The sequence below is a fragment of the Orientia tsutsugamushi str. Boryong genome, assembly GCF_000063545.1.
GTDB lineage: Bacteria > Pseudomonadota > Alphaproteobacteria > Rickettsiales > Rickettsiaceae > Orientia > Orientia tsutsugamushi_C.
In genome coordinates this window covers 874,550-889,807 of sequence record NC_009488.1, presented here as the reverse complement: position 1 = coordinate 889,807, position 15,258 = coordinate 874,550, and the positions used below count along the sequence as shown (strand labels likewise).

Annotated in this window: 13 protein-coding genes and 6 pseudogenes; 12 read left to right on the top strand and 7 right to left on the bottom strand. The window is 29.2% G+C overall.

The annotated features are described in order from the left end of the window. Positions 1 to 5: 5 nt before the first annotated feature. Together OTBS_RS18325 and OTBS_RS18320 are read right to left on the bottom strand one after the other, a co-directional pair. Positions 6 to 176, bottom strand: a complete 171-nt coding sequence (locus OTBS_RS18325; protein WP_410517959.1) for a hypothetical protein — start codon at positions 174 to 176, stop codon at positions 6 to 8. A 189-nt stretch (positions 177 to 365) separates the two neighbouring features. Next, entirely contained in the window at positions 366 to 578 is a 213-nt protein-coding gene (locus tag OTBS_RS18320; protein ID WP_157866309.1) for a reverse transcriptase N-terminal domain-containing protein, read from the bottom strand. 85 nt (positions 579 to 663) lie between these two features. On the opposite strand from OTBS_RS18320, the gene OTBS_RS04310 reads away from it, so the two are divergent. Further along, positions 664 to 1,836 (top strand): ankyrin repeat domain-containing protein, encoded by a 1,173-nt coding sequence (locus OTBS_RS04310; protein WP_011944497.1) that lies wholly within the window; start codon positions 664 to 666, stop codon positions 1,834 to 1,836. A 488-nt stretch (positions 1,837 to 2,324) separates the two neighbouring features. On the opposite strand, the gene OTBS_RS04305 is transcribed toward OTBS_RS04310, so the two are convergent. After that, a complete protein-coding gene (locus tag OTBS_RS04305; RefSeq protein ID WP_041621480.1) occupies positions 2,325 to 3,779 on the bottom strand; it encodes a replicative DNA helicase in 1,455 nt (484 codons plus the stop codon). 705 nt (positions 3,780 to 4,484) lie between these two features. Here OTBS_RS04305 and OTBS_RS14060 point away from each other — a divergent pair. Next, a pseudogene (locus OTBS_RS14060) lies at positions 4,485 to 4,580 on the top strand (IS5/IS1182 family transposase); the annotation flags it as partial. Between the two features lie 229 nt (positions 4,581 to 4,809). Here OTBS_RS14060 and OTBS_RS04295 read toward each other — a convergent pair. Continuing rightward, on the bottom strand, positions 4,810 to 6,306 hold the full coding sequence (locus tag OTBS_RS04295) for a sensor histidine kinase (protein ID WP_041621479.1): 1,497 nt from the start codon (positions 6,304 to 6,306) through the stop codon (positions 4,810 to 4,812). 296 nt (positions 6,307 to 6,602) lie between these two features. Here OTBS_RS04295 and hpf point away from each other — a divergent pair, with 296 nt between their 5' ends. Further along, positions 6,603 to 6,953 carry a ribosome hibernation-promoting factor, HPF/YfiA family gene (hpf, locus tag OTBS_RS04290; protein ID WP_011944696.1) on the top strand — a complete coding sequence of 117 codons (351 nt, stop codon included), beginning with the start codon at positions 6,603 to 6,605 and terminating at the stop codon, positions 6,951 to 6,953. 674 nt (positions 6,954 to 7,627) lie between these two features. On the opposite strand, the pseudogene OTBS_RS11950 reads toward hpf, so the two are convergent. Then, positions 7,628 to 7,968, bottom strand: a pseudogene (locus tag OTBS_RS11950) (helix-turn-helix domain-containing protein); the annotation flags it as partial. Positions 7,969 to 8,256: 288 nt separating this feature from the next. On the opposite strand from OTBS_RS11950, the gene OTBS_RS04285 reads away from it, so the two are divergent. The 3 genes and pseudogenes from OTBS_RS04285 to OTBS_RS04280 all read left to right on the top strand — a co-directional run bounded on the left by OTBS_RS04285 (position 8,257) and on the right by OTBS_RS04280 (position 9,524). Further along, positions 8,257 to 8,820 carry a hypothetical protein gene (locus tag OTBS_RS04285; RefSeq protein ID WP_041621220.1) on the top strand — a complete coding sequence of 188 codons (564 nt, stop codon included), beginning with the start codon at positions 8,257 to 8,259 and terminating at the stop codon, positions 8,818 to 8,820. Then, positions 8,792 to 8,974: pseudogene (locus OTBS_RS14055) on the top strand (ankyrin repeat domain-containing protein); the annotation flags it as partial. The gene OTBS_RS04285 and the pseudogene OTBS_RS14055, both read left to right, overlap by 29 nt. A gap of 46 nt (positions 8,975 to 9,020) precedes the next feature. Beyond that, positions 9,021 to 9,524 (top strand): hypothetical protein, encoded by a 504-nt coding sequence (locus tag OTBS_RS04280; RefSeq protein WP_041621477.1) that lies wholly within the window; start codon positions 9,021 to 9,023, stop codon positions 9,522 to 9,524. A gap of 3 nt (positions 9,525 to 9,527) precedes the next feature. On the opposite strand, the pseudogene OTBS_RS04275 reads toward OTBS_RS04280, so the two are convergent. Then, positions 9,528 to 10,329 (bottom strand): annotated as a pseudogene (locus OTBS_RS04275) (DNA adenine methylase). Positions 10,330 to 10,695: 366 nt separating this feature from the next. Here OTBS_RS04275 and OTBS_RS04270 point away from each other — a divergent pair. The 4 genes from OTBS_RS04270 (at position 10,696) to OTBS_RS04255 (ending at position 12,995) form a co-directional block, all read left to right on the top strand. Beyond that, positions 10,696 to 10,968, top strand: coding sequence for a hypothetical protein (locus tag OTBS_RS04270; RefSeq protein ID WP_011944693.1), 273 nt, complete (start codon positions 10,696 to 10,698; stop codon positions 10,966 to 10,968). A gap of 96 nt (positions 10,969 to 11,064) precedes the next feature. After that, entirely contained in the window at positions 11,065 to 11,754 is a 690-nt protein-coding gene (locus tag OTBS_RS04265) for a sensor histidine kinase (protein WP_232488916.1), read from the top strand. Between the two features lie 64 nt (positions 11,755 to 11,818). Continuing rightward, positions 11,819 to 12,436, top strand: coding sequence for an ATP-binding protein (locus tag OTBS_RS04260; RefSeq protein ID WP_232488915.1), 618 nt, complete (start codon positions 11,819 to 11,821; stop codon positions 12,434 to 12,436). A gap of 22 nt (positions 12,437 to 12,458) precedes the next feature. Next, positions 12,459 to 12,995 carry a sensor histidine kinase gene (locus OTBS_RS04255; RefSeq protein WP_041621217.1) on the top strand — a complete coding sequence of 179 codons (537 nt, stop codon included), beginning with the start codon at positions 12,459 to 12,461 and terminating at the stop codon, positions 12,993 to 12,995. 49 nt (positions 12,996 to 13,044) lie between these two features. Here the strand turns inward: OTBS_RS04255 and OTBS_RS14050 are convergent. Then, positions 13,045 to 13,140, bottom strand: a pseudogene (locus OTBS_RS14050) (IS5/IS1182 family transposase); the annotation flags it as partial. A gap of 77 nt (positions 13,141 to 13,217) precedes the next feature. On the opposite strand from OTBS_RS14050, the pseudogene OTBS_RS04250 reads away from it, so the two are divergent. After that, positions 13,218 to 13,778 (top strand): annotated as a pseudogene (locus tag OTBS_RS04250) (HD domain-containing protein). A 517-nt stretch (positions 13,779 to 14,295) separates the two neighbouring features. Then, positions 14,296 to 15,231: a hypothetical protein gene (locus OTBS_RS16285; RefSeq protein ID WP_011944691.1), complete on the top strand. Its 936-nt coding sequence runs from the start codon at positions 14,296 to 14,298 to the stop codon at positions 15,229 to 15,231. The last annotated feature ends 27 nt before the right edge of the window (positions 15,232 to 15,258 follow it).

The following is a 15,258-nucleotide window of genomic DNA, read 5'->3' as shown; positions in this document are numbered from 1 at the left end:
GAGGTCTAATATCGAATTTGGTAATCATTATATAATTCCACCTTTTCATATAACTTTCTTCTACACAACCTTTTCCAGCAGAAGCCTTTCAATCCACTTGATTGCATTAGATGAGGTCTTACTATCTTATCAAACCAGTCCATTACATATCTAAACCAACTACTAGAGTTACCAATCCTAAAGTAATTTATCCAGCCTTGTAATATCTGGTTGATAAGATATATTACTCTATCAATTGGTTACAATATAAACTTGCAAAATATTTCTTTTAGTATTTTTAGCAGAGAAGTTTGTGCTCTCGTTCTAGACATTTTTCTGAATTTTAATTTTAGATTGATCAGTTTTCACTAGCCTAAAATTAAAACTCAGAAAGTCAAATGTTTTACTATTAGATATAAATATTGTATTAAGCAATTAACTCCTACAATTCTTTTTTCTGAGGTTTCAGTCACTTTTCTAACTGCAATTACATTACTGTCAAAAGAATTGGCAATTAAATGTTGCAAAGCTTTCACTTTATCATATTTATTTACCTGTATTACCTTTACGATATGCCAAAGTATATAAAATATCTGCAAAAAATAATCAATTTTAGATTGAATTATTACTTATTTAATGTATAATATCTTTGTTAAAGATATTCATATAATTTAGGAACTAATAATGTATAATACTGATTTACATGATGCTGCAAAACAGGGCGATATAAACAAGGTAAAGCACCTCATTTTGGAAGAGAATAGAGATGTTAATTTTCAAGATGAGGATAAAAATACTCCTTTATATTGTGCAGCAAAGGAAGGGCATACGGATGTTGTAAAATTTCTGTTAACTCATGGAGCTGATAGTAGTTTACAATGTCAGTGCACTAATACTGCTTTGCACATAGCTACACAAAACAAGCATGTAGATGTTGTAAAGATTCTGGCAGCTCACGCAGCTCAAACAACTAATGTAGTTCACACAGATAATAATATTGATTTACCAGGTAATATGAATCAAACAGCTCTACATATGGCTGTTCGAAACAAATCCATAGATATTATAAAGATTTTGTTATTTTATGGGTCTGATGGTAATTATCCAGACGCTTTTCGTAATACTGCTTTGCACGTTGCTATGACTCAACATAATTCTGAAATTATAGATCTTTTGTTAACTAATGGATGTAGTCTCAATGTACCAAATACAGCTGGTACTACTCCTTTTAAAAAGATTTGCAATTCTTTTCTAAATCAACCTACAGAGCAAAAGCAAAAAATAATAACATCATGTATTGCTCATCTTGTTATGAGAGAACATTGTAACAAAGAAGAAAGTACAACAACACAGCCAGCATGGTTTAAATACAATAAATATCTTACAGCTGAATCAGAATGGTTTAAATCCAATAAATCTCTTATAGATAAAAACCAATCTCTAAATGAAATTTGGCAGAACTGCCAGAAAGAAATTCAAAAGATGAAAGACACAATTGTTTGCGAAAGCGAAAAAACATCTCTTTTTGATATGTTTATGGAATCGGATCTTGATAAGATAGCAAGGTCCACTAATTATAGACATATTAGGCATAAGTTTAAGAAAGAATTTTGCACGTATTCTCCTTTTATTGAAAAAGCTATCGAGAGTAGAACTTTGATGTTACAAAATGCAGTAGAATCAATAGATGATATATTTGAACCAAATCAAGATGATTCAACATCTTGGCCTCATTTACCACTAGAAATGAAATTTATGGTACTAGAGTACTGCAGTAAGGATGATTTAACAAAACTTCAACATCATGAAGAAGTTGAAATTGCAGGGGGCAATAATGTTATGCATGAAGAATCGTAGCACAAATATCAAAGCTTTCTGTAACGAAAGAAATAGTAATCGCAAACTAAAACATCTTATAGGTATTGCAAAATGTCAGTACAAAATTGCTAAAATACAGAAAATCATATTGCTTGCACTATTAAGGTTTTGAATTGCATAAATAAAATTCAAAACCTTACCTCTACAACATAATACTCTTTTTGCATAATGTTATAAACTTATCTCTTTCTTAAACTCTAATCTATTATAGTTTCAAAAGAAATTTATTATTACTTTCCCATTTTTTTTTCTTATAAATTTTTGTAGCTAGATCCTAAGGTTGATATACTTACTTTATCTTTTTGATGCTTCTTGATGACGACTACTTCATTCTTCAGAATATGCTATTACTATCTTCCTTAGATTAAAAATTGTACGTTTCTTTTCTTACTTTCATTGTGCTCTTGCTTACTAAAAATCCTTCAAATTACTTTGTTAGCAGTACTAAATTCACATCTTGGTTTTTATTAACTTTGCAGAGAGTGCTTAACCATATTGGCAAATTTAGAATACTGATTAGTATAGTGTAACTTCACTGTACCAACTGGCCCATTACGGTGTTTAGCAACAATTATTTCAGCAGTATTATGACATCTATCTTGTTTAGCAATCCATTCCGTATATTCTGGCGTTCCAGGAGCTGGCTCTGATCTAGATAAGTAATATTCCTCTCTATATATGAGCATTACAATATCTGCATCCTGTTCAATGGAGCCTGATTCTCTTAGATCTGATAGCAACGGCTTTTTATCAGGCCTTTGTTCAACAGCTCTAGATAATTGTGATAATGCAATTATTGGAATATTAAGTTCTTTTGCAAGTGCTTTTAGGCTTTGAGTAATTTCAGAAATTTCATTTACTCTATTATATTGACTTCTATTTGAATCAATCTTAATTAACTGCAAATAATCAATAAATAATATTGCTAAATTATGAGTGCGTTTAAGTCTACGAGCTCGTGATCTAATTGCTGATATTGAGATTGCAGGAGCATCATCTATGTAAAAATTCCACTTCTGTATTGCATCTTGGACATTCTTTAATTTATTAACCTCTTGTTCACCAATTTTCCCGTTAAATAAGGAAGAACTATCAATTTCCGACTCTATAGCAAGGATTCGAGTTGCAATTTGCTGAGAAGACATTTCTAAAGAAAAAAAACCAACTGATGGTGCTATGTTAGAAACTTTGCTATTTTGTTGAGTAGATAATGATAAAAAATATTTGCAAGAATTCACTGCTAAATTAGCTCCTAGAGCCGTTTTCCCCATTGAAGGTCTCCCTGCTAATATGATTAGATCAGAATTTTTAAACCCTCCAAGCTTAGAATCAAGATCTAGAAAGCCACTACTAATACCATTAATTGAGTTTTTATTCTTGATGGCAGCAGAAATAGATTCCCATGATTCCTCAACTGAAGTTTGTAATTTGATAAATCCTTTACTTAAAGTTCCTATTGACGCTAAATCATATAATTGAGATTCAGCAGCTTCTATTTGACTGATAGCTGTATCTGCTAAAGTAGAAGAATATGCATTTGTAACTATTTTTTCACCAATTTCAATTAAATAACGTCGTAACGCCAGATCATATACTATTCTGCCATACTCAGTTACATTAATAATACTTAGTGCTAAAGTTGTAAGTTTCGCAAGATAATTTACTCCACCAATTTCATCAAATGTAGGTTCATTACCTAGCATATTTTTTAGCGAAATTGGAGTAGCGCTAATTCCTTTACTAATAATAAGATTAATCGACTTGTATATTTTGCCATGTAATGGTTCATAAAAATGCTCAGGTAGTAAAAACTCATTAATACTATATAGTACACGGTTGTTAATTAGGACTGCTCCAAGTATCATTTGCTCAGCTTGAATATTACTTGGAGCTGACTTTGCAATAGGTAAATCTTTTTCCATATTCTTCATAATATTAAAATTATTTGTATATTCTTAAACTTAGATTATTTTTTACTTATTAAAAATACTATAGCAAAAACCAAAATGATATACTCATTTAAACACAAGTTTGACATAACGAGATATGTGTTTAATATCTTGAAAATAAGATTATAGCAACAGTTCAATATAACTATAGCTAAACCAGTATAAAACAGTTATGTTATATGCTTTTCAAAAATGTTGTCTACGTCATAGTGATATTTCATTCTGCTTGATTTATCTTGAAACCATTTTTTCAATAGAATTTAAATCATGAGAATAAGGAGGTAAATACTCTAAAATATATGCACATTTTTTCTATCATAGTTTTTAAATAAGGCCATTTATGAAAACTTGTATTGTCGATCACAACTACAGAATTATTAGGTAATTTCTGAATTAAATCCTGTTCTACTCAACAGTTAAAAATAGCAGTATTAACATTGCAGTCAAGAATTGATACTGGATTAGCAGCGATTTATCTACTAATGCTACTATAATATTAGTTCTCTTTGATAGATACCAATCATAAACGCCATAACATCTCATGCATTTTGCTGCATATCTGTGAGTTCTAGTTGTACTATGAACAAAACCTCTCTCATCCATAAAGACATCTTATTATTATAATTGTTTTATAGCAGTGTGGCTATATTAGACCTCTTTCGAAACTGGTTAACGTAGTTCAAAATTATTGCTGATAAATATCGAAATAGACGTGAAAGATTCGGTCTTAGATTTAATTTGATCTCTGGTATTTATAATTTTGAACTACGTTAACCAGTTTCGAAAGAAGTCTATTTGCTCTTACATTTCTATCATTTTAGTTATGCCAAATACCTCTTAGCATAAACTATAGTCATTTACAATGAAGTTTGCGTATAAAAATCCTGTTGATAAATCTTATGATGCTATTGTCGCTTTTTTCTATGCTCAAACCTCATTGTAAATGACTATATAGATTTGCCATTATAGTATTAATTTATTGTTCTGGAAGGATATTTAAATGTTAAGGATATTTAAATGTTATTGTAACAGTTGTGCCTTGTCCTATATTGCTTGTTATTTCGAAATCTCCTTCCATTAAGTAAATGAGCTTCTTCGTTAGTGGCAAGCCTAATCCTGTACCTTCACGCTGATTACTTAGGTTATTATTTACTTGTTCAAAACTTGATAATGCTTTAGGAATATCCTGTTCCGCAATACCAATACCTGTATCAATAACTTTTATATAAACTAAAGACTTTAGTTCGTTCATACTAATTTCAAGTGTTATAGAACCTTTACTAGGAGTAAATTTTATTGAATTAGATAACAAGTTAAACAAGGCTTGTTTTAAACGTTTAGCATCTGCATTAATAATAATTTGATCTGGTGGAAACTTAGAAATCAGTTTTATACCAGCTTTTTTGGCCTTAGTATACATCAAGCGTAAACTTGAAGCTGCCAATTTGTTAAGGTCTACTGCGACATTTTCTACTGTTAATTTGTTAGCTGAAGCCTTAGAAAAATCAAGAATATCATTAATTACTGCTAATAAGTGCTTTCCAGAATTATGAATATCACGAATATAGTTGTAGTAGTTTATTTTGCAATGAGAGTTAGATAATATTATTTCTGTAAGTCCAATAATAGCACTTAACGGTGTTCGTAGTTCATGACTAACATTAGCTAAAAATTTGTTTTTAGCTATATTTTCCTTTTCTGCTTTTTGCCTTGCTTGTTCAAGATATTTATTGGCATTCAATTGAACATTAATAATTTTCTGAACATTAGATATACTGCTTTTTATAATAAAGAAAAAAATTAAAGACATTAGCAAAAGAATTGTTAATACTTGTTTGCTAATATTATTTATGTACATCCATTGTTGAGTAGCATTATAGGTAATTTTTAAAAATGCAATTACTGCATGGTCTAAAATAATAGGGCTTTCACAATGAATTAATACATTAGCAGAAAATAGAGACGTATTAGCTCTAGAAGGATATGTGTTATTATCAAATTCAACAAAGCAGTTTGTAATTCGTGCTCCATGTTTAAAAGTAGGTTTTTGATTTGGCTTCTGGTATGTATAAAAAAGCAGTTTATCTAGATAAAGTAGCAAACTTTCAATTCCTATATTTTTACGAACATTATTAGTAGCAACATAATCATCTTTTGATCTAATGATAATATTTTTCATATTATCATATAATGTTATTTGTTCTATAGACTCCATAAACTCAATTTCCCTAAAGAAATTAAGAGATTGTTTAGCTAAATTTTTTAAATCTAAATCCAACTTTAAATCATAAGAATTGGTCGCAAGTTTAGAAATAATATCTTTATTATGATTTTGATTTAAAAATTTGGTTCTATATTTTGAAACAATATTCCTTGCATTTTTTTGTGCAGGAATTAGGCTATACCATTTGATCACATTATATCTATAATAAATTGTTAAGCCTACTAAAGTTAGAAAAACAGCTATAAATGATAATCTAATCGCATATCTATAATGCATATATTTCTTTGTATATTGCCCATTGTAATTAAATAGTACATTATTATACACTTTAATACTTCAGTATTATTTAAATTTCATTTATATGGTATAAGTATTTTATATACTTAAATTTGCTAAAATTTATATTTTATGGTCTAAGTCTTTCTATTGCTATTCATAAAAGCGTTCAAATTTTTTTGCAAAACTATATATTATAGATTTTATACAAAAAAATAATTTTTTAATAAAACTCTTTTCATATCTTGCTAATAATGATACAATTTAAATTATAATAGCATAAATAGGAGGAATTTATGAATATTATAATCTCTGGCTCACCACAATACAATTCTGTTAAATTCAATTTAAACCAGTACGTTAATAGGAAGATTATTAATGTAGCTAACAAGTATTTTGATAATCTAAAGGCTCCAAATGTTCATTTCAGCAAAGAAGAACATAACCAGTTTAAATGTCATATTGTAGTTAATCCTATTACCAAACAGCACCGTATTATTAATAGTACAGGATACTCAAATGATGTCTTTGCAAGTTTTGATCTTGCTCGTGTTAAATTAGAGCAGCAGCTTAGACGATATAAATCCAAACTTAAAGATAAACATGCTAAAGTTAAGATATCTCAGTCATGCAAACTAGGTGTTTAAAGTCAATCATATGTAGCTAAGCTAGTATCAGCTGGTAAAATTATTCAAAATAATTTATTTTAGACATCTTTTGAAACTATGCATTATGGTTTAAAGTTATAATAGCATGAATAAGATTAAAAATCTAAATCAAAATTTCACACATATTTTGGTACACATCATGGGTTATGTTTAATAATTTTAACATACTAATAACACTTTCATTAATAGATCTTTAGTTAAACCACAAGTTTGATATAAGAAGTATCATAAGAGTGCATGCAGAATAAGTATTACAGCTATTTTTATGATTATAAGGTATATAAATAACAACATTTAGTTATAACTTCTAATATATTACATTATCCAGGACTATGTATTTAATATTTTCTAGTCTAAATATTTCTAGAAAATATCAATTCTTAATAACTGACTACTCTTTGTATACCTTTTATTCTATGCCTTACTTCTTACATATTATCTTAATCTGGCGCACTAAGTATCGAGCCTTGAGTAGATTGTAGATTGCAGTAATATCACAAACATAGCGTAAGCAGAGAGATTAGAAATTAGACCTCTTTCGAAACTGGTTAAGGTAGTTCAAAATTATAAATGCCAGAGATCAAATTAAATCTAAGGCCTGATCTTTTACGTCTATTTCGATATTTATCAGCAATAATTTTGAACTACCTTAACCAGTTTCGAAAGAGGTCTAATATAGCTTTACGACCTAGAAGAGCAAAATTTGGGTGTTTAACTAGGGGGTCTTCTACCCATTTTACAGCTTTATATGCTCAACTTTCACTAATCCCATAGTTCTGACCTATATGGAAATAAGTACAGTATTCTCTAAGGTATTCTAAGTCCATCAGCAACTGTTCCTCCAAATTAAGCTTATTTTTCGCCCATCTTTTTACTTCTTAAGACCATCAGCTTTCCTCAAAATATTCACCATCTTTGAAAATGATCCCTTCCTTACTACTGTTAATCGACGAAATTTTTCATCCTTTAACTCTTTAATCTGATCGAATTTCATTATTACCTCAAATCAGATCCTTATAACACTATTCTACATCATTCTCTAGTTTCGAAAGAGATCTAATGAAGAATTATGCTTTAAAACATCGTAAATAATATGTAATAACATGATCTATAGGCAAATTGGTCTTCTAAGGCAGATAGTATCAGTATGAAGATTTATATATGTTTGGCATAATGATTTTTGTCAACCTTTTGTCAACCTTTTGAACAAAAATTTGATGGTAATTTGTAAAAAAATTATTTTCTAAAACACCTACTATAGCTGTATTTTTGGAGATGAAAAATGCGCCCTGTAGTATTCGATTTTTTAACTAATAGTTGTAATATTATTAAAAATAATAGTAACAATAATGACACAATATTTTATAACTTTATTGGAAATATCATTCCACCAGAATGGAGAAAGCTAAGTGGAGATAATGGAAAAGCATTAAGTAAAACATCTAAACAGCTTTTATCATTTATAGTATTTAGACTACATATCTATTACAACAAAGATATAGATGAATTACAGGAAAGTTATCAGCTTTATGAGGATAAGCTTAATGTTGGTCAAAGAAGAGTTAGGCAATGCTTAGTAGAATTAAGAGATGCAGGTTTTATTGAAATTGAAAATAGGACAATAATTAAAGACAATGTTAAGTTACGTAATGTCCCTTGCGTAAAATTTCTAAAAAATTTTCATCGTTATAGTGAAAAAGGAAAAGAAGAAAATATAGCCTTACCAGAAAAAAATTTTCGCTCCAACATGAAAGAAATTTCAGGTCAACCTGAAACTTTTTTCAAGGACATATATAGATATATAAAAAAATCTAAAAGAAACACTACTACATATTGCTGTTCGTAATGAAATCATAGATGTTATACAGCTTTTGATTGATTATGGAGCAGATATTGATGCAAAAGATGATAATGGCATGACTACTATAGATTATGCTGCTAAAAGCGGTAATGCAGATGTATTCAATCTTCTAACAGAACAATCGGTCCCATGGTATTAGGTTTTAACAGATAGCTAATATGTTAATATTAAAAAGAGAAGTTAATATGAATGTTTTGAAATCACTTTTACAACCGTGTTATGCTGTTATATTAGCATTCGTTGTATTATCTTCACCATCGATATGTACAGCAAATAATAATGTAAACTTCAATGCTTTCAAAGATAGTATTGATACTTCACAATTCTATATAAAATTTTCAACTGGTATTGCTACTAACTACGATACATTAGAAGCTGGAATTGGTTATAGATTAGATCGGCACAGAATGGATGTAAGATTAGGATTTATGTGTTATCACAACTGTAGAGATAACTTTATTCAAGGAAATTATTATTACAATATAATTGAAGGTAACAAAGCATCAATTTTTGTTATAGGTGGCCTAGTATCAGTTCTCAAGTCTTATAGTGATATTGGAATAGACTTAGGAGTTGGTACAACAATAAACTTATCAAGAGATACATATTTAGATATTGAATGCAGCACAACGGCTAACTATAGACCACTTCCTATTCATATACGATTTGGATTGCGGGTTCACATTTAATAACTAGCAAGTTTTATAGTTAGTAATGATTAGCTCATTAACAGGATTGCGTTGTTCATTGATTGAGTATACGACTGTAACGGTATTGATATTAAAATCTTTGTATAAGTCTCTAATAAAAGAAGTGTTATTGTTAGAAATCATAACCTTAACACCTTTGCTGGTTGATTTTTTGACAAAATCTCGCAATCTAATTTGATCTCTTTCATCAAATGGAAGTCTAGTGTAGAACCTTTCTCCAGATTTATGGTAAGGAGGATCAAAATAAACGAAGTCACCTTTTTTAGGTTCTATAAACGAAAAATCTGTAGCATAAATTGATACACCATGTAGAAGGCTGCTGCATTGGTTTATTCTAGATGCAATGTGGAGTTTAATGTAGCATTCACCAGAAAATGTTTGAGCAGATTGTCCATTTTTGTAGACTCTATAAATTCCCCTAAAAGAGTATTTATTAAGATATATAAATTTTGCGGTAATTTCATTCGGATCATTACTATATTTGTTTTTAACTTTATAATAATAATCCTTTGAATGATGTTTGTGATATAAACTCAGTAATCTATTGACCTCATTAGGATTATTTTTAACAGCATTATAGCTAGTCAAGATTGATGTCAGACAAAAAACATTGTTTAAAAAGATGCCTAACTTGAAAAAATAAAGCACCTCCACCAAGGAATGGTTCGTAGTAATTATAGTATGGACCTTGAGGAAGATGTTCTATTAATTTATTAACAATTCTTCGTTTACTACCAATCCAATGAAGAAAAGGCTTAGACTTATTAGCAACAGCTACTGACACAGGAAGTTTAATTAATTTTGGTTAGTTGAATCTCTATTGAGATTATACCAGAAAATAGCTCGTAACGCTAGTAAAAATAACGCTTACAAGGCTTTTTATGCATCATTTTTGAATAAGATTTATTATAACAATAAGTAGGGAATGTAATAATTTTACATCAACATTAAATTATTATGCAAAAATTTAGCCTGAAAATTAAAAGATTTTAATAGACTGATAAAAATTATAATGCTACTCTATACCTTATATTATCTAGGTTTCAAAACTTTAATGATACTAAGCTGAAGATTAAATGAAATAAAGAGTTGAACTTTTAACTTTAATCTTCAGAAAGCATTTTTTTTAAAAAAATAGCAGGGGAATTCTATGTCTATTGGAAACGAAGGTCAACAGAAAAATAAAAGTATATTTAATAAAAATATACAGTCAAAACTGTTACTAAGACATCTAGCAGCTGGTGATAAAGAGCTTTTAAAACTTACACATCAACTTAAAACACTAAACTTAAACATAATAGATGTATTCAAACAGCTCAAAAGTGAGTCAGAAGATGTTAGAATACTTCAGTCCGAAATAACAGAAAATAAAAAAATCAACATTAAGATATGGAAGCCATATGTCATATGCCAATCAGCTTAGCTAATTGTTAGCTAAGCTTGCTATTTTAAATTTCTAAAAAAACAAAGTTAATAAACTTAACCGTAGGAGAATAATATTGAAAATAACAATATAGAGTTGATTCAATATATTAGGCATATAGAAAATAACTGTAATAAAACAAAGTGGAATATACTAGAACTAATAGGATATAAGCAAGATGTAGAAGCAAAAATAACAGATACATTAGGCTTACTTGATGAACTAGATGAACTAATGGATCATCTAAATGATAAAATTTGTGTATTTAGAAAAGACATAGAATCAAAGAATGTAGAACTAGAAAATTTTAGCCTACAAAAGTTTGTAAGGAATGCTGTTGCTGGACTAAAAGCAATTGCTGAAGATGATAGAATAGATCTAAAAAGCAATTTTCAGGCTAATATAAAAGACAGTATTATTGGAGATAGTTTTCGAATAAGAGCTGTACTAAGCCAGTTAGTTGGAAGTGCCATTATACATGGTACTAAAGGTATGACGATTAATATTTGTGTTCATTTGTTACCTTCTCAAGATGGAAAAACAGATTCAAAAGATAAAATATTACAATTTTTAGTACAAAACATAGGGCTCAGCATTCAGAAAGAAAAATTGCAAAAGATGAATTCTGAATTAAGCAATTCGGATTTAATAAAACATCAAGAGCTAGGACAAGGGTTAGTGTTTATAAAACAGCTAACACATAAAATGAAAGGAAATCTCAGAATAGATCAAGGAAGTAACTACATATCTTCTTCGTGTGAAGTGCCAATTCAATTATATACCTGAATTATGAGGCAACTATGCAAAACGAAAATATATAAAAAATATACAATTGTTGCTTCAATATTTAGTGAAAGGCGACTTTTTAAAGCTTTCGAAGCAAATTTTAAGACTAAGGTTAAGTGTAATAGGTTTATTTAAAATAATTCAAAGAGAGTCAATTGATTACAAGAGAATAAAGAGTACAATATACAGGCTTGTAAGGGAATACAAAGAATTATTCATATCGACAGCACACGAAGAAATTTATTTAAGAAGTCTGCTAGAAAAATCAATTTCTGATATAAGGGATAACGAATCAGATTGCATTGTTTATACGGATTATGACTATGAAAAAATTCGTATGATTGGATATGGAGATGAAATACAGCAAATACTAACTCAGCTGCTTGATAATGTAAATCGATTTGGAGAAAAAGTTAAAGTAATACTCATTAGAGTTAGATTACTAAATCCAGAAATACGAGACAAAACACTAGAACTTACAATTCGAAATAATGGAAAAGATATAAAAGAATTACAAAAAATAAATACTGCTTTTAAAACTCCAAATAAAGATAATATCTTAGGTTTAGGGCTAACATTTGTTAAGCTACTACTTCAAGCAATCAAGGGAGAAATTACATACGTAAAAAATGAGTATACAGAGGTTATATGCCGTGTACCGATATATGCTCACTATCTTTAATTTTCTAAAATAAGGGTGATTTATGATATTAGAAAAAGAATTCGATTCAGAAATAGAAATGAAGATTACTAAATCTGCTCTAAATTCAGTTGCAGAATGTAAAGGAATAAAACTTAGTTGCGATTATTTAACTACAATAAAAGAAGTAATTGGTGACAATTATAGACTACAGGCAGTACTCACAATACTAATGACTAATGCTATCAGATTTAATAGCAAAGGAAGCAAAGTTGGAGTCCAGATGACGTTATATCCAATACCAATGGATGACAAATACAGAATGTTGAAGGTTATTGTAATTGATACAGGACCAGGATTTTCAAAAAGCAAAGTAGATCAGATAAATAAAGAATTTAAAGATACGTATTCAGAGGAAGCTTCTACACTTGGTTTTAGAATGAAACTTGTAAGGCAATTTATACAGGAGATGAATGGTGAAATTATGCTGGAAAGCGAGGAAACAAAAGGTTCATGCTTTATATTCAATGTTCCATTAAAGCTCGTAAATACTGGTATAACTAATTCATTATCTGGCCTATTTAACAAGCTAACAATATGATCCAATAAAAGATGGAAGCAAAATGATAACAGACTTCTTTCGAAACTGGTTAAGGTAGTTCAAAATTATAAATGCAAGAGATCAAATTAAATCTAAGACCGAATCTTTTAGGTCTATTTCGATATTTGTCAGCAATAATTTTGAACTACCTTAACCAGTTTCGAAAGAAGTCTAACATATTCAACATGTTACTGCAAAACGACAGTTTCAGATTTTAGTCAAATTCTATTAAATAAACTGATACTAATAAATCAACATACACAAGGATATATTAATCTTTATGAAGTTACAAAGGCAATAAAATATGCTAAAAAATATCATGACAAACAACTTCGAGATACAGGAGAGCCATATTATATGCATCCATTGGAAGTAGCTTATATGATAGCAGATTACAGCTTTGAAACAGATACGATTATTACAGCAATACTACATAATACCATCGAAGACACAACATTAACTAAAGAAAAAATAGGTCAAGAATTCGGTAATAATATTGCAGAACAGGTTTTTGACCTTACCAGAATTAGGGATAATAAAAAAATTAGTTCTAGAGAAATGATTAAAATATTGCGTCAGCAAAACAAAAAAGATTTGTTATTAATCAAATTATGCGACCGATTCCATAATATTCAGACTGTATCAATAAAACCTTATGAAAAAAGACAAAAAATACTCATTCAAACTTAGCAAGAATTTATACCTCTTGATCAATACCTTAAACTACCAAAGATTGCTGACAAGTTAAGTGGATACTGTTTACTTCATACTTATCTGGAATAAATTCTAATTCAAAAAAACAACAATATTTTATTTTTAAATAAAATATTTGGTTCAAAAAAAAGTAGCATTTTTTTATTTTGAACATCTGATTCTCTGTACCTTGATTCTAAAAATTAATCAGTTATGATGCGGAGATTGCTTTTTTTAATTTTTTTTGCAAGTTCAACTGATGAGAGAAGTTTTGTTCATAGTACACCTAGAACTCATGGATATGCAGCAAAAGGCATAAGATGTTATGGCATTTATGATTGGCATCTCTCAAATTTAAAAATATGATAGAAAAAGATGAACATATATTTAGTATTTACCTCATTATTCTCCTAATTTAAATTCTATTAAAAAAATGGCGTCAAGCTAAATCGACAAGAGTGAAATATCACTGTGACTTAGATACGCGAACAGTTTATAACATAACTCTCCTATAGTATTTTAGCTATTACATTGCATAATTATATTGACAACTATTAGTAAATGCATGTTATAATACAAAATATAGAGATTAAGCAAGGTAATTATAATGAATCTTTTTTCAATAGCAGCGGCTAAAGCAGTATCATTTACAAATCGATCTATGAGTGATGCAGTCAAATGCGTTAACAAAATTATGTTGAATTCTGCAGACGTTGACTGTAATGTGACTACAATTAGGACAATACCTCCAGCTAACAACTTGTTTGCTAGCACAAAAAGTATGCTTATATGTAATAATGCTAACATAGATCCATATAGGTATCTCGGCAACACTATGGATTCAATTCGTATGTTTGAAATAACATATAATCCTGACCGTCTTCGTGAGTGTACAGGTCAGGAAATATTAACATCGAATAATGCTATATCGTGTGAAAAACATGAGTTACTATATGAACATAATGAACATAATGTTCCAAATTATGATAATAGTATCCAGAACACTGTAGCTAGCTACTGTATTAACTCTTGCAAAATAATCAACTGCAACTTAATCAAGCTGAAAGAATTTTGCTCTAGCATTTGGGGGAATAATTATGATAATACTACATATAGCAAAGCAACATTTGATGATATAACAGTTAGTTCTAATGTAAATTTTCTTAATGTCACAACTAGTCCTGAAGAGGAAAATTTTGTCACTTCTGCTCCAGAAACAGTAGCATGGGGAATAGTTCCATGGATAGTGCCAACAGCTGCAGTACTAACAGCTTCTGGATTTATATTATATGGAATATATTGTTTGTGCTACCCAAAAAATAAAACCAGTTCTTCTGCTGAAAACAGTGTAGATGTAGGTACAAATGCTAATACTAGTGTTAAAAATTTAAGTGCAGAAAAAATGCCAACATATTTCCTAGATAATAATGAACAACAACAGTTGTATGAAGACCTACAATTTAAATATAAAGAAGCAGAATATGATGACACTGCACGGCCAATATCAGGTCAATATGTAATAATGGCTGAAGCTGTTGTATAAACATTATTCTGAATACCTCTTATCATA

Excerpts from the sequence above, each read along its gene's own strand:
- OTBS_RS04285 (WP_041621220.1), top strand. The coding sequence starts at position 8,257 with ATGCGCCCTGTAGTATTCGATTTTTTAACTAATAGTTGTAATATTATT.
- hpf (WP_011944696.1), top strand. The coding sequence starts at position 6,603 with ATGAATATTATAATCTCTGGCTCACCACAATACAATTCTGTTAAATTC.
- OTBS_RS04305 (WP_041621480.1), bottom strand. The coding sequence starts at position 3,779 with ATGGAAAAAGATTTACCTATTGCAAAGTCAGCTCCAAGTAATATTCAA.
- OTBS_RS04295 (WP_041621479.1), bottom strand. The coding sequence starts at position 6,306 with ATGCATTATAGATATGCGATTAGATTATCATTTATAGCTGTTTTTCTA.
- OTBS_RS04255 (WP_041621217.1), top strand. The coding sequence starts at position 12,459 with ATGATATTAGAAAAAGAATTCGATTCAGAAATAGAAATGAAGATTACT.
- OTBS_RS04280 (WP_041621477.1), top strand. The coding sequence starts at position 9,021 with ATGAATGTTTTGAAATCACTTTTACAACCGTGTTATGCTGTTATATTA.
- OTBS_RS16285 (WP_011944691.1), top strand. The coding sequence starts at position 14,296 with ATGAATCTTTTTTCAATAGCAGCGGCTAAAGCAGTATCATTTACAAAT.
- OTBS_RS04270 (WP_011944693.1), top strand. The coding sequence starts at position 10,696 with ATGTCTATTGGAAACGAAGGTCAACAGAAAAATAAAAGTATATTTAAT.
- OTBS_RS04310 (WP_011944497.1), top strand. The coding sequence starts at position 664 with ATGTATAATACTGATTTACATGATGCTGCAAAACAGGGCGATATAAAC.